The following is a 13,163-nucleotide window of genomic DNA, read 5'->3' on the forward strand; positions in this document are numbered from 1 at the left end:
GAGTCTGATCGACCGCCATGCCAAGGAGTTTGAGATTGCGCTGGAGCACCCCGTTCATGCTGGCCTGGCGTCGTGCCAAGACCACTTTTCCATCGCGGGCCAGGCTGGCCCTGCGTGATGCGATTGCTGCAGCACTGGCCAGCATGCTGGCCTGGGTCATCGCCCAGCAACTTTGGGGCCACCCCAAGCCCGCCTTCGCCGTGGTCACTGCCGTGATCTGCCTCGCACCCGGACTGCCCAGCCATCTGAAGCAGGCACGCAGTCTGCTCATAGGGTGCACCCTGGGCATCGTGATCGGCGATCTGCTGTGGCAGTTGCCCGAGCAGCACCTGTTGCTGCGCATGAGTCTCGGCGCATTCCTCTCCATCCTGCTCGGCGCCATCATCGGCCCCGCGCCCGTAGTGCCGATTCAAGCCGGGGTCTCGGTGATTCTGGTGCTGGTGCTCGGCCCCAGCATGGCGGGCGGAGCCCGTTTGCTGGACGTCACGGTCGGTGCTGCGGTCGGGCTTATCTTCAGCCAGGTGCTGCTGACCTCCAATCCCATCAAGGATATGGGCCGGGCCGCCTCGATCTTTCTCAAGCAACTTGCCAATGGCCTGGATCTCATTCTCAAGGCCTGCCAGCAGCAGAAAGCCGATGCAGCAGAAACCGCCCTCGGCCAGCTATCACTGGCCCATGAATCGCTGGCCGCCCTGCGCGCAGCTGTAGGCCAGGCCCATTCCTCGCGCCGCTGGTCCCTGCGCGGACGGCTCAATGCAGAGCGACTGGCCTTTGTCACCCGTCGCTATGACCGACATGCCGTACGTGTCTATGCCACGGCTTTGCTGCTGGCCGAGAGTCTGAACCGCGCCACTGCCCACACCAGGATGCCGCCGCCAGCTGCGATAGCCGACTACTGCCGCCGACTGACGCATGCCTGTCTGGATCTGGCCAACCAGCCAACCGTGGTAGCGCTCAAGGCTGATGATCCACTGGCGACCATGGATAGCTGCCCTGCATCACCTGCACCGACGGAACTACTTCAGCCCGAATGGCTGCTGGTGTACGAAAACGCCCAGCAACTGGAGCGTGCATTGCGCGCCCTTATCGGCTCGCGCGATGCGTGAAAAACATTCCCCCAAACGCATACCCATCAATCGCAAGCGGCCCTCAAATCAGAAGTTTGACCCGTCGCGCTTGTAAACCGTGCGCCCTTCCTTGATGGTCTCCAGCACCTGGAGATTGGAAAGCTGATGCGGCGGCACGGTCAGCGGGTTGTCCGAAAGCACGACCAGATCGGCCAGCTTGCCGACCTCGATGGAGCCCTTGCGGTCTTCCTCGAAATGCTGGTAGGCCGCCCAGATGGTCTGCGCCTTGAGCGCCACCCAGGGAGAGACGCGATGCTCCGGCCCCAGCACACGCCCTGAGCGCGTCGTGCGATTCACCGTGGCATCGAGCACACGCATAGACGATGGCAGGGCCACAGGCGCATCATGATGAGATGTGAACACCATGCCCTCGCCCAGCACCCAGCCTGTCGGCGAGATGTTCTGCGCGCGCGGATCACCGAGCACCGAATCATGGTGCCAGTCGCCCCAGTAAAAGGTATGCATGGGAAACAGCGACGGGAAAATGCCCAACTCCTTGAGCTGACTCACCTGGTCGCGTCGCAGCGTCTGACCGTGGATCAGCACCGGACGTACGGCACGCGCCTGTTCCACAGGGCCGCTGGCACGGACGGCAGCGATGAACTGATCAATCGCCGCATCTCCGTTGCCATGCACCAGAATCTGCCAGCCGTTGTGGATGGCCTTGGCCACCTGCTCGTTGACCCTAGCATCGCTTAGCACCCCATAGCCACGGTAGCCAGCCTTCTGGCCATCGGGCGGCACCAGATACGGCTCGGTCAGCCAGGCCGTCTTGCCCTGGGGCGAGCCATCAAGCGTGAGCTTGACACCGCCAATGCGGAAGCGATTGGTATAGCTACGGCTGAACTTGAGCTTGTGAGCCAGCGCGCCATCACCCAGTTGCAGTATGTCGGGATAGGACACCACGTCGATGACCAACCGACGCGCCTCGGCAGCCGCCATGTCCACGGCGATCGAGCCTACGTTGGAGCGACCGTCCTGCACCGTGGTGTAGCCGAACTCCAGATAAAGCTGCTGGGCTTTCTCCAGCCAGTCCATGGATTGCTCCAGCGTGAGATCGGGCATGACCCTGCTCAGACTGTCAAAGAAGGCGTTCTCCTCCAGCACCCCATTGGGTACCTGGCTGCCAGCACGGCGACGAATCACTCCGCCCTCGGGGTTGGGGGTGCCCGGACCAATGCCGGCACGGGCCAAAGCTGCCGAATTGAGTGCACCGAAGTGCCCGGACTGGTGAATCACGGCAATCGGCAGATCCCGGGAGACGGCATCGAGGTCATCCCGTGTAGGGTGGCGCCGCTCCTGAAGCTGGGAATCGTCATAACCAAAGCCGAGCACGATACCCAGCTGTTTGACCTCGGGCGAAGTCTTGATGTATTCACGCAGCGTCTGCTGCAAGTCGGCGATAGAGGCGTTGCCTCCGTCGGGCGGAGGCAGCAGATTGGCCGAAATGGCCTGCAGCCCCACGCCGCCGATATGGCTGTGCGGGTCCACAAAACCCGGAATCAGCGTGCGCCCCTGCAAGTCCGCCATGCGCGTGGCCGGACCGCGCAAGGCCTCCAACTCCTGAGCCGAGCCGATGGCGGTAATCACCCCGGCGCTAACGGCTACGGCCTCCACCTGAGGCTGTGCGTCATTCATGGTGAGAATCGGGCCGCCGTAATAGATCAGCTCGGCGGGCTTGACCACCGTCTTGGTAGGACGCGAAGTACAGCCCGCGAGCCAAGACGTTGATGACAATGCCGTCAGCGAAGCTGCGGTGGCGAGAAACTGGCGCTTTTGCATCATGAACCTCCACAAGACTGCAGCGTAACCGCAGTTCGAACTCTAATTGTGCTTGAGCGGGACCTCGAGCCCTCTGCGCCAGCTCAAAACAATGCATCAATTCGAGCTACAGCACTTACCCATCAAGAACTGTAAGCTCACAAATACAGAGCATCACTCACCAATCTCAGGCCCGAAAGCTGCTCCAGCAACGCCCCACTCCCAGCGCCAGCAGCCAGCCCAGCACGCACATGCTACCCGTCACCATCCACGTGAACTGCCAGCCGCCCATCTGCATGGCCACGGCCGCCACCAGCGGCGGACCCGCGAACTGCCCCACGCAAGACCATTGCTGCATGAAACCCACGGTGGTGGACACCGTGGCCTGGCTGGGCGCCAGATGCATGGCCGTTGTGAACAGGGTCGCCGGTATCAGGCCGCCCGTCGCCGAGAACAGCGCCACGGCCACAAACCGCAGCCACAGAGGAGCCAGCGGCTCGCCCCCGATCTGCACATAGGCCAGCAGCGCCGTCAGGCCCATCAGCACATAGCCGGTCTGCAGGCAGCGCGCAGGACTCCAGCCGCAGTGCAACAACCTGCCTGCCGCCACATTGCCCAGCATATTGCTGGCGGCGACCACGGCCGTCAGCAGGCCTGCCAGCTTGGCACTGAGTCCTGCTTCCGAATAAAGCGTGGGCAGAAAACCGACAATGCCCATCCACTGACCCGAATACACCATAAAGCCCAGTGACACCAGCCAGGGACCGGGGCTGCGCAATGTGAGCGCCAGACGCGGACGCCATCCCTCATCGGCAGTGGCTGCGACGGCTGCAGTTGCAGCAGCATCCGCAGGCACCATGCGCCAGACGGCATAGGCCGCCAAGGCGGAGGTACAGCCCAGTGCAAGCCACCAGGTCTGCCAACTGGTCGCCTGCAGCACCCAGGGTCCAAGCAGCAAGCCCATGGCACTTCCAATGGGCATATAAGAGCCCCACCAGCCCATGCGCGCCCCCAGTTCTGACGGATTGACGCTGCGACGAATCAGCCCTGGAGCAGGCATGGCAACCAGCAAGAATCCCAGACCTTCTAGAGCACGCAGCGCCAGCAGCCAGATGAAGTCTGTGGCCGCGGCCCCCACCATGCTGGACAGTGCCATCATCATCAGCCCCGTCAGCAGGCTGCGACGCAGCCCCCATTTGTCTGCCCCCAGGCCCACCACCAGGCCCAGCACCATGCCCGCCACCTGGACGGTGGAAAGCAAGAATCCAGCCTGCACCAGAGACATGCCCAGTTGCTGCTGCAACAGGGGTACGGCGGGCGGCAGCTTGCCCACATGCAGCGAAGCACTGACGCCCGCCGCGACGATAATCCATGAGGGGTTCAGACCCCGGCTAGTCACAGGCTCCACCACGTTGTCTCTTTTTCTCAGCTAGGTGATATGTCAACTATCTAGCATATGACAAAACATGAGGCCGATCGACAAGCGGGCTCGCAAGCACTGTCAACAAAGGCAGCGCTTAGCCCGGTCCGAGCAAGAACACGGCCGAGCCTTGGGGGGCCGGAGTGATCTGCAAAGCCGGCGAAGGTCAGAGTGCTGGTGGCCGTGGTGACGCAGGCACCAGCGATCCGGGAGCAGGAATGGGAGCGACGGGCATTGGTCTGGGTGCCGGCACGGGCAGGGACCGCCGCCAGCAACGCCATCTCCACCGACGCTGACGCTCTCCTTGCTCAAAGAATGTCCAGCGGCTGCTTGAAGCGCGGCGGGGGCGATACAGCATCAATCAGTGCCAGCTCCTCCGCACTAAGCCTGAGCTGCAGTGCGCAGACGTTGTCTCGGATATGGTCTGCCGAGCCGCTCTCGGGAATTGGCAGCACATGGCCGCTGCGCAGAGCCCATGCCAGAGCCACCACACTGGCGCTGACACCATGGCGACCACCGATTTCGGCCAGCAAACCCTGCTCGATCAGCTCACCATGTCCAAGCGGGCAGTACGCCATCACGGTCACGCCGTTGTTCTGGCACCAGGGCAGCAAGTCATATTCGATGCCGCGGCTGAAAACGTTGTAGAGCACCTGATTGACCATGCAGTTGCGACCACCCGGAACTTGCCACAGCTCCTGCATATCGTCGGTGTCGAAATTAGAGACGCCCCAATGGCGAATCCTGCCCTGCATCTTCAGGTCCTCGAACCCGGCTACAGTCTCGGCCAGCGGCGTATTGCCGCGCCAGTGCAGCAAATAGAGGTCGATACAGTCCACTCCCAGCTTGTAGGCACTGGCCTCGAACGCGCGCGTCACTCCCTGGCGGCTGGCATGCATGGGCAGCACCTTGCTGACCAGAAAAGGCCGGGGCCGACTTTGCGTCCAGTCACGCAGGACCTCGCCAATCAGTTCCTCCGAAAGGCCATCGCCATACATCTCGGCGGTGTCGATCACGCTCAGGCCCAGCTGCAATCCGGTGAGCAAGGCCGCTTTCTCCTCGCCCCAGCTACGCCGACCCTGGCCAAGATGCCAGCTGCCCATGCCCAGATTGGCATGCCCCTGCAAGAAAGATATGGCACTGTGCATATGACCGATCCCCAAGAAAATTCTTTAAAACATGCTGTTTGTCCGATATTAATGACGCTTTGCGCTATCAATCCTGCTACTTTTGTCAGCTCAGTTTGAGCCACGTTATGCTTCGCTTACGAATCAACGACGATGATTCGAATGCGTATGTGAAATCAAGTTCGCTATTACTAATAGCTTTCCTCAATAAATTCATAACACGGGAGTTCATTGAATGTTCAAGTCCATCGCGGCCGCCGTTCTAGGCCTGTCACTTTCTCTGGGCGTATGGGCCAAGGCTGACGCCACTGAGGAGTTACCTCCTGAAATCAAGGCCCTGCACTGGCAGGAAAGTGGGAAGGGAGAAATCGCCGACAAGGCCAGCGTCAAGATTCCATCGGGCTATGCCTTTCTCGGACAGGCCGACACGTCCAAGCTGCTGCAGGCATTTGGCAATCCGCCCAGCAGCGATCACTTTTTGATAGCCCCGAAATCGCTGGACTGGTTTGCCGTGTTCTCGTATGAAGACACCGGCTATGTGAAGGACGACGAAAAGATCGATGCCGACGACTTGCTCAAATCCATGCAGGCAGGCGACAAGGCCGGCAACGAACAGCGCAAGAAACTCGGCCTTGAAGCGCTGTACACCGATGGCTGGCAGGTGCCGCCTCATTACGACACTACCACCAAGCGACTGGAATGGGGCCTGCGTCTGCGGGGTGAAACGGGTGAAAAAAACGTCAACTACACCTCGCGCATTCTGGGCCGCAGCGGCGTGATGACGGCGACCCTGGTCTCCGACACCGCCACGCTGGCCCAGAACACCGATGAGTTCAAGAAGGTGCTCGCCGGCTTCGACTACAACAGCGGCCAGACCTATGCCGAATTCAAGAACGGCGACAAGGTCGCCGCCATTGGCCTGGGCGCACTGGTACTCGGCGGTGCGGCCGCGGTTGCCACCAAGAAAGGCCTGTGGGGTGCGATTGCAGGCTTTCTGGCTGCAGGCTGGAAGATCATCGCCGCCGCAGCGGTCGCGCTGTTCGCAGGCATAGGCAAATTATTGGGCCGCAAGAAAGCCGCTGAATAGCAGCATTCAATCAGCTGCGGCTACCCCCTGTAACCCCGCCCCGCGCATCGCTAAGATCGCGGGGTTTGTCTTGTACCGAAAGCAGTCTTGTATTTCACGATCTCCACGCAGCTGCAGGTAGTTCTGGCCATCGTCCTGTTCTATCTTTATGACGCGGCCTTGCTGCTCAAGCCCGAAGAGGGTTTGCTGCGCCCGCTACGCTCGGGGTGGCGGGCACAGTTGGCCAGCCGGGGCTTCGAGCTGCGTCAGAACCGCCTGCTATGGCTACCTGTTTTTGCGCTTCACCGGCCCGTGTACCGGCAGCGCTGGAGCGCCACACGGATTCATCTGCCCGGTGATGCGAAATTTTCCACGGCAGTGGAGGCACATGCCCGCAGCTTCAAAGCGTTTGCGCTGCCGCTGTATCTGCTGGCCGCGCTACTGTTTCTCGGTCTTCCCGCCGCCTTGCTGGTGCTTCATTCCGAGCTGATGCAGCTGACTGCACTGGCACTCATCTATCTGAGCACGGCCTGGCTGGGCTGGCTGGCCCTGCGCCATGGCAGACAGGGCCGCTGCGACCTGGACTTCGCGCTCTCGACGGCATTTCAAATTCTGCTGTGCCCCCCATTTGCCCTCAATGTCGTGCGCAAGCTCTCGCTGTCATATGAAATACAAGCCGACTTGCTGCAGACGGCCCAGACCCTCATGAGCGTCTCTCAGTGGCAAGACCTGGCAGCACAGGTGCAACAGCTGATGCAGCGCGAAATGGATGAAATTGCCGAACTGCCCGAATATGCGCCAACGCTTGCGCAGATGCAGCAGGCACTGCGGGTGCTGGAGCAAAACAGCGCTGGAAGCTGAACAGGCCCTCAGGCTGCCCCCACAATAGCGGCTTCCATCACAGCGACCATCGCGAGCACACCATGGCCTTTGCCGACAACCTCAAGCAACTTCCTTCCATTGCCCATATCTCCGAGCTGCAGCTGATCGACTCCGACGGCAAGCTGGCCGCAAGCATTCCGAATGCTCCCGGCAAAGCTGGCTCGGTCACCGTCTACAACGCGCTCTATGCCAAACATGGCAGCATCAACGTGGCTGCTGCCGAAGAAGGCCTGCAGCTGTTTGCCGAGCACACCGAAGACGCCAAGGCACGCCCCGGTGCGCATCCCAATATCGATCGACTGCTGGATGTGATTGCCAGCGGCAAGGGCTATGCCGTAACGGTGATTGCAGCCTGAGCGCCTTCAAGTCCTTTCTCTGATGGAGGGGCCTGATCTTGCTGCCGGGCCTTGCGCTGCCTGCGGCCAGAGGTCTTCGGGGCCCACGCACTGAACACGATTGCGCCCCGCGCGTTTGCCTCGATAAAGCGCCGCATCGGCCTGCTGCAGCGCGACGTCAAATGCATGCGAAGCGACGAAGGGATGGGAAACGCCAATCGTTGCCGTGCAAGTGACACAGCCATGCAGGCTGATGCCCGGTATCGCGATCTCGGCAATCGCCGCACGTATTCTTTCGGCCAATTGCGGAGCTTCATCTCCCTGCAGCCCCGGGCAGAGAACCACGAACTCCTCACCGCCCAAACGGCATTTCAGGTCGCTTCTGCGCGTGCTCTGCCGAATCACTTCCGCCACCCGACACAGCACAATGTCGCCGAACTGGTGCCCGTAGTTGTCGTTGATGCGCTTGAAATGGTCAATATCCACGATCAACAGGTGGACGGACACTCCCTTAGCAGCCGCGAAATGCGCCTCCAGCCCGTTGAGCAGGCCCCGCCGATTGAGCAGCTTGGTCAGCGGATCCTGTGCGGCCATGCTGCCGAGTTCGTCGGTAAGTCGTCGCAACACCAGCCAGACGGCGCCTGGCGGGATCACCGTGCCGAGGAAGGACATATAAATATAGAACACCATCTGAAAACGGCTATTCATGTCCAGGGCCTGCAAGCCGCCTTGCAGGATCAGCACGAACTTCATGGCATTGAGAGTGCAGATGCCGCCGATCAGAATGGCAAAGACCACCATCTCCACGACCATGTTCCTGGCAAAGCTGCGCATGCCCCGCAGCAAGGTGACCGTCATCCCCAGAAACAGCAAGGCACAGGCCCCGGCCAGCATGGCCTGGCGCGCCTCCAGACCCAGTGTCGAATGCACCAGCACCTGCGCCGCGCTATAGGTCAGCGCCAGAATCAGCAGTGGCCGCCACACCGGAGTGGGACGATTGAAGAAGCGCATCGCGCCCAGTGCATAGACCACCGGAGCACACAGAGTCAGCGTGTGATTGACGACACTCATCGCGCTCCAACCCGGCTTACCGCCCAGCAGCTGCAGCACATAGGCACAACCCAGCAGCAGATTGCCCAGTGCAAAGACCTCCATGCCCATTTTCCTGCCGGGCAACCGGCGGCTGATCAGCATGAACAGCACGCAAAAACACAGCAGATGCACGCAGAGCATGCCCAGGATGACGGTCGCAACCATGAAATCGCTCATATCCGGTAAAGACAGGTGCTACATGGCTCAGACCATGAAAACCGCCAGAGCTGCAGATCGACAAAGCCGGACTGGCACATGCTTTGTTCAAGCTGGTCAATCCGCACACGTAAATATTTGCAACTTTAACGTGTTATGCCGGCCCAAGATGTCAAAACCGATCAGGGCCGGCCGGAAAACCTGAGCGATGCCTGGCGCACCACCTCGGGCAATTGCTGCACCTGGGCATAGCTCTCACGCAGCCAGCTCGCATCGTTGCCGCGCTGCAGCACCAGGGCCAGCTCCTGCAGCGCGCTCTTGCCTGATGCCGGTGCATGGCTGGTGATGCGCTGCAGGGTCTGCCCTATATGCTCGCGCAGCGAAAGCTGCTCGCTGCTCGCTGGGTCCACATAAGTGCCGTCCAGCCCGAAGCGACAGGCCTGAAACCGGTTATAGGTATAGACCAGATAGTCGTCCTCACTGGGCTCAAAGGGCTGCTCGCTGAGGAACCAGGCACCCAGCGCCTGCACATAGGCCGCTAGCTGCGCAGCGCGATGGATGGACAGCGGCGTGTCGAAGACGCGCACCTCCACGGTGCCGAACTCGGGCTTGGGACGGATATCCCAGTAAAAATCCTTCATGCTGTGAATCACGCCCGTGGCCGCCATCTTGGCGAAGTAGCGCTCGAAGTCCTCCCAATGCAGGGAAAACGGCGCACGACCCGAGAGCGGAAATGCGAACACCGAGTTGAGGCGCGCGGAGTCAAACGCCGTGTCCTGGCCCTGCACAAAAGGGCTGGACGCCGACAGCGCAATGAAATGCGGGATATAGCGCGAAAGCCGGTGAAGCATCATCAACGCCTCGTCGGCACTGGGACAGCCCACATGCACATGCTGACCGAAGATGGTGAACTGCTTGGTCAGATAGCCGTACAACGCCGTCAGCTCCTTGAAGCGCGGCTTGTCGTAAATGCGTTGCTGGTGCCATTGCTGGAACGGGTGCGTGCCGCCACCGGCCAGCGCGATATTGAGTCGGTCGGCCGCCTTGACCAGGGCATCGCGCGTAACCGCCAGCTGCTCATAGGCGTCCTGTGCATCCTGACAGATGCCAGTCGAGATCTCGATCATGCTGGAGGTCACCTCCGGCACGATGGAGCCCGGCACCTTGGCATTCTTGAGCAGAGCCAGCATATCGGGCGCATATGGCGTCATATCGTAGTGATGGGTGTTGAGCAGCTGCAACTCCAGCTCCACGCCCAGCGTCAAAGCCTGCGATGGCGCGAATTCGCCCAGACCGCCGCTCTCTGACGCAGCCGGCTGACTTTGTTCTATCTCATGCGTCATGGCGCTTGCCTCCTCTTTGCAAGGCCGCTCGGCCCACACCGCGATGGGCATCGCCGCTGCGCCAAAGGGCGGTGGCGGCCAGCAGCACTCCCAGTACCTCGCACACCACAATCACCGGCAGGGCAATGGCCGCCACCTGCTGGGCCACGCTGGCGTTGAAGGCGGTCCATTGCAGTGCGATACCGGACAGCATCAGCAAAGCCAGGCCCGACAAAGCCAATTGCCCGCAAGCCACAGGCCACTGCCTGCGCCAGCCTATGCCGGTCCCCAGGCCCAGCAGCAAGATGGAGCCGAACTTCCCCAGAATTCTTGCCAGGACGACGCTGGCCACCACCGAAACCATGGCCCAAGACAGGTTCACCTGAGAGGCCATGCTGGCCACCAGCACGAACATCAGCAGATTGAGCATGGCATGGGCAGCCTGAAAGGCCTGGGGCCAGACCAGGGGCATGGGGCTGAAATTGCGCAACATCAGCCCAGCGACCACGAAGCCGAGCGCGGCCGAGCCGCCCCATTGTTCGGCCAGCAAACAAACCGCAGCCATGGCCGCCAGCAGATACAGGGCCGTGGTGTCGCTACGCGATGACTGCCAGCGCAGCACCGGCCAGAAGGCAACCGTGACCAGCAAGGCCCAGAACAGAGTCAGAAGCAAGCTCAGCAGCAAGCGTCCAAGGCCCGCCGTCGAGAATTGCAGGCCACCGCCCGCCGCTTGGGCGACCGGCACAAACACCACCGTCAGAACCAGCGCCCCCAGCAGCGCCAGCAAGGTGCTGATGGTGGCAAGAAGCAGGCTGCGATCGGTCACCGCACCGCTGGCACGCAGATCATCGGCAATACGCAGCAGCACGGCTGGCGAGGCCGCCATGGAAATCACACCAACGGCCAGCGCCACGGCCCAGCCCCAGCCCAGCGCCAGCAAGGTCGAAGCTACCACGGCCAGCGTGACCAGCGACTCGCCAAGGCTTTGCAGCAGCAACCAGGGCTGGCGCAGCAGCCAGGGCAAGGAGACCTGGGAGGCCGCCAGCAGCAGGCTGACGCCTACGGCCACCTCCAGCAGCAAAGCCGTGCTGCCCTGCAACGGCCAGGGCAGATCGCCAAACCCCACCCAGCCGGCCACGAGGCCGACCAGGGTGTAGCCCAGCATGCGCGGATAGCCGGAAAAACGGTAAACCATATGGCCAAGCAAGGCTGCGGCCGCTACGAGAACGCACCAACTCAGCAGCGGCGGAAAACCGGCAGGCCAGATGCCCGCCTCCAGATTGCCAAATGGCATAAAGCGCCCTCCTGTATCAAGACCCGTACAGTGCGACAAAGTCACGGCACCAGGGTTGGTGCAGGCAGCGTTGCGAAAGATGCGGTCAGCGCCGCTTGAAAGCCCGGACATGCGCCGGAATGCAACACCTGCTATTGCGCGACCAACTCTTCTCCAGAGGATCAAGGCGGTCACCACGCACGCTCCGTGGCCTGCTTGGAACACAACAGGCACTATCGCGGAGCGCTACAAACATCATAGGGGTGCCAGATCGAATGACGTTACAGGGTGTCAGCCTTCCGACATTTCTGTGTCCGAATGCATTGCTTGTTAGAGTTTTGCAAACCGTCCGAGCATGAAAAATGCCGGGCTCAACTCTGCGTAGACCCGGCATTGATTCATGTGAAAAGCCCTTCTGTCAGGCCGGTAGCTTGCCGCCCTTCAGCAGCGCTCCCACCAATTCCACCCAGTAACGCATGCCCAGCGGCAGATTGGCGTCGTTAAAGTCGTACTTGGGGTTGTGCAGAGAAGCGCTGTCCTCGCCATTTCCCAGCCAGATATAGACACCCGGGCATTCCTGCGCCATGAAGGCAAAGTCTTCCGAGGCCATGCTGGGCACCATGTCCCGGCGCACCTTGCCTTCGCCCAGCACGCCGGTCAGCACCTCGGCGCAGACTTCGGCGTGCCGGGGGTTGTTGATGGTTGCAGGGTAGCTGACGCGGTAGTCGAGATGGGCCTCCAGGCCGTGCAGCGCGCAGGTCGCGGCAATCGCATCGCGAAAACGTTGCTCGATGCGCGCGCGCTGAGGCATGTCGAAGCAGCGCACAGTGCCGCGCAGCTTGATGACTTCGGGCATCACGTTATAAGTATCGCCGGCGTTGAAGCTGGTCACGCTCAGCACGGCCGGCTTGTGCACCTCTTGCTCGCGCGCAATCAGCGCGGGCAACTGTGTCACCAGTTGGCAGGCCGCCAGCAGTGCGTCTTTGCCCAGATGCGGCATGGCGGCATGGCAGCCCTTGCCGGTCAGCGTCAGATCGAAGATGTCAAAGGCCGCCATCACGGCCGTGGAATGCACCGCCGCCGTACCCACGGGCAGGCCTGGCCAGTTGTGCATGCTGTAGACCGCATCCATCGGGAAGCGCTGGAACAGCCCGCCCTCTATCATGGCGCGCGCGCCACCTTCGTTTTCCTCGGCGGGCTGGAAGATGAAATGCACGGTCCCCGAAAAATCGGGTGCCGAGGCCAAAGCCTGGGCCGCCCCCAGCAGCATGCTGGTATGGCCGTCATGGCCACAGGCATGCATACGGCCAGCGTGCGTGGACGCATGCTCGCACTGATTGAGCTCCGTCACATTCAGCGCATCCATATCGGCGCGCAGGCCGATGGAGGGACCCGCGCCCAGGTTGCCCTTGAGCACGGCAACCACCCCCGTACCGGCCAGGCCGGTGTGCACTTCCAGACCAAAACTTTTGAGCAGCTCGGCCACGCGTGCGCTGGTTCGGTGCTCCTGAAAAGCAGTTTCCGGGTGACGATGAAAGTCATGACGCCAGGCTTGCAGCTCCTGCTGACCGGGCCATTTGATGGTGTTCATCATGGTCTTGC

The 13,163-nt window shown here is 61.5% G+C and carries 11 protein-coding genes; 4 read left to right on the top strand and 7 right to left on the bottom strand.

Annotated elements, in window-relative coordinates; all coding sequences use genetic code 11:
• Nucleotides 1–35 precede the first annotated feature (35 nt).
• Entirely contained in the window at nucleotides 36–1,106 is a 1,071-nt protein-coding gene (locus tag QYQ99_RS00080; RefSeq protein ID WP_302090867.1) for an FUSC family protein, read from the top strand.
• Between the two features lie 48 nt (nucleotides 1,107–1,154).
• Here QYQ99_RS00080 and QYQ99_RS00085 read toward each other — a convergent pair whose 3' ends face one another.
• The 3 genes from QYQ99_RS00085 to QYQ99_RS00095 all read right to left on the bottom strand — a co-directional run bounded on the left by QYQ99_RS00085 (nucleotide 1,155) and on the right by QYQ99_RS00095 (nucleotide 5,456).
• The gene (locus QYQ99_RS00085) at nucleotides 1,155–2,909 is read right to left on the bottom strand and encodes an amidohydrolase (RefSeq protein WP_367882864.1); all 1,755 of its coding nucleotides are present in this window, start codon (nucleotides 2,907–2,909) and stop codon (nucleotides 1,155–1,157) included.
• 166 nt (nucleotides 2,910–3,075) lie between these two features.
• Nucleotides 3,076–4,296: an MFS transporter gene (locus QYQ99_RS00090; protein ID WP_302093290.1), complete on the bottom strand. Its 1,221-nt coding sequence runs from the start codon at nucleotides 4,294–4,296 to the stop codon at nucleotides 3,076–3,078.
• 320 nt (nucleotides 4,297–4,616) lie between these two features.
• Nucleotides 4,617–5,456, bottom strand: a complete 840-nt coding sequence (locus QYQ99_RS00095; protein WP_302090869.1) for an aldo/keto reductase — start codon at nucleotides 5,454–5,456, stop codon at nucleotides 4,617–4,619.
• 214 nt (nucleotides 5,457–5,670) lie between these two features.
• Between QYQ99_RS00095 and QYQ99_RS00100 the strand changes: the two genes are divergently transcribed.
• From QYQ99_RS00100 to QYQ99_RS00110, 3 genes are all read left to right on the top strand, one after another.
• Nucleotides 5,671–6,522 carry a DUF2167 domain-containing protein gene (locus QYQ99_RS00100; RefSeq protein ID WP_302090870.1) on the top strand — a complete coding sequence of 284 codons (852 nt, stop codon included), beginning with the start codon at nucleotides 5,671–5,673 and terminating at the stop codon, nucleotides 6,520–6,522.
• An 87-nt stretch (nucleotides 6,523–6,609) separates the two neighbouring features.
• Nucleotides 6,610–7,362: a hypothetical protein gene (locus tag QYQ99_RS00105; RefSeq protein ID WP_302090871.1), complete on the top strand. Its 753-nt coding sequence runs from the start codon at nucleotides 6,610–6,612 to the stop codon at nucleotides 7,360–7,362.
• 62 nt (nucleotides 7,363–7,424) lie between these two features.
• Nucleotides 7,425–7,739 (top strand): DUF2322 family protein, encoded by a 315-nt coding sequence (locus QYQ99_RS00110; protein WP_034376060.1) that lies wholly within the window; start codon nucleotides 7,425–7,427, stop codon nucleotides 7,737–7,739.
• Nucleotides 7,740–7,745: 6 nt separating this feature from the next.
• On the opposite strand, the gene QYQ99_RS00115 is transcribed toward QYQ99_RS00110, so the two are convergent.
• From QYQ99_RS00115 to QYQ99_RS00130, 4 genes are all read right to left on the bottom strand, one after another.
• Complete coding sequence (locus QYQ99_RS00115; RefSeq protein ID WP_302090872.1) at nucleotides 7,746–8,975, bottom strand: GGDEF domain-containing protein; 1,230 nt, start codon at nucleotides 8,973–8,975, stop codon at nucleotides 7,746–7,748.
• 173 nt (nucleotides 8,976–9,148) lie between these two features.
• The gene (locus tag QYQ99_RS00120; RefSeq protein WP_302090873.1) at nucleotides 9,149–10,309 is read right to left on the bottom strand and encodes a YbdK family carboxylate-amine ligase; all 1,161 of its coding nucleotides are present in this window, start codon (nucleotides 10,307–10,309) and stop codon (nucleotides 9,149–9,151) included.
• Nucleotides 10,299–11,582 (bottom strand): cation:proton antiporter domain-containing protein, encoded by a 1,284-nt coding sequence (locus QYQ99_RS00125; protein ID WP_302090874.1) that lies wholly within the window; start codon nucleotides 11,580–11,582, stop codon nucleotides 10,299–10,301. The genes QYQ99_RS00120 and QYQ99_RS00125 overlap by 11 nt, the downstream gene beginning before the upstream one ends.
• Before the next feature lie 397 nt (nucleotides 11,583–11,979).
• A complete protein-coding gene (locus QYQ99_RS00130) occupies nucleotides 11,980–13,155 on the bottom strand; it encodes a M20 aminoacylase family protein (RefSeq protein ID WP_302090875.1) in 1,176 nt (391 codons plus the stop codon).
• Nucleotides 13,156–13,163 lie beyond the last annotated feature (8 nt).

This window comes from Comamonas testosteroni (assembly GCF_030505195.1).
GTDB lineage: Bacteria > Pseudomonadota > Gammaproteobacteria > Burkholderiales > Burkholderiaceae_C > Comamonas > Comamonas testosteroni_G.

Excerpts from the sequence above, each read along its gene's own strand:
- QYQ99_RS00085 (WP_367882864.1), bottom strand. The coding sequence starts at position 2,909 with ATGCAAAAGCGCCAGTTTCTCGCCACCGCAGCTTCGCTGACGGCATTG.
- QYQ99_RS00095 (WP_302090869.1), bottom strand. The coding sequence starts at position 5,456 with ATGCACAGTGCCATATCTTTCTTGCAGGGGCATGCCAATCTGGGCATG.
- QYQ99_RS00100 (WP_302090870.1), top strand. The coding sequence starts at position 5,671 with ATGTTCAAGTCCATCGCGGCCGCCGTTCTAGGCCTGTCACTTTCTCTG.
- QYQ99_RS00110 (WP_034376060.1), top strand. The coding sequence starts at position 7,425 with ATGGCCTTTGCCGACAACCTCAAGCAACTTCCTTCCATTGCCCATATC.
- QYQ99_RS00115 (WP_302090872.1), bottom strand. The coding sequence starts at position 8,975 with ATGGTTGCGACCGTCATCCTGGGCATGCTCTGCGTGCATCTGCTGTGT.
- QYQ99_RS00120 (WP_302090873.1), bottom strand. The coding sequence starts at position 10,309 with ATGACGCATGAGATAGAACAAAGTCAGCCGGCTGCGTCAGAGAGCGGC.
- QYQ99_RS00125 (WP_302090874.1), bottom strand. The coding sequence starts at position 11,582 with ATGCCATTTGGCAATCTGGAGGCGGGCATCTGGCCTGCCGGTTTTCCG.
- QYQ99_RS00130 (WP_302090875.1), bottom strand. The coding sequence starts at position 13,155 with ATGATGAACACCATCAAATGGCCCGGTCAGCAGGAGCTGCAAGCCTGG.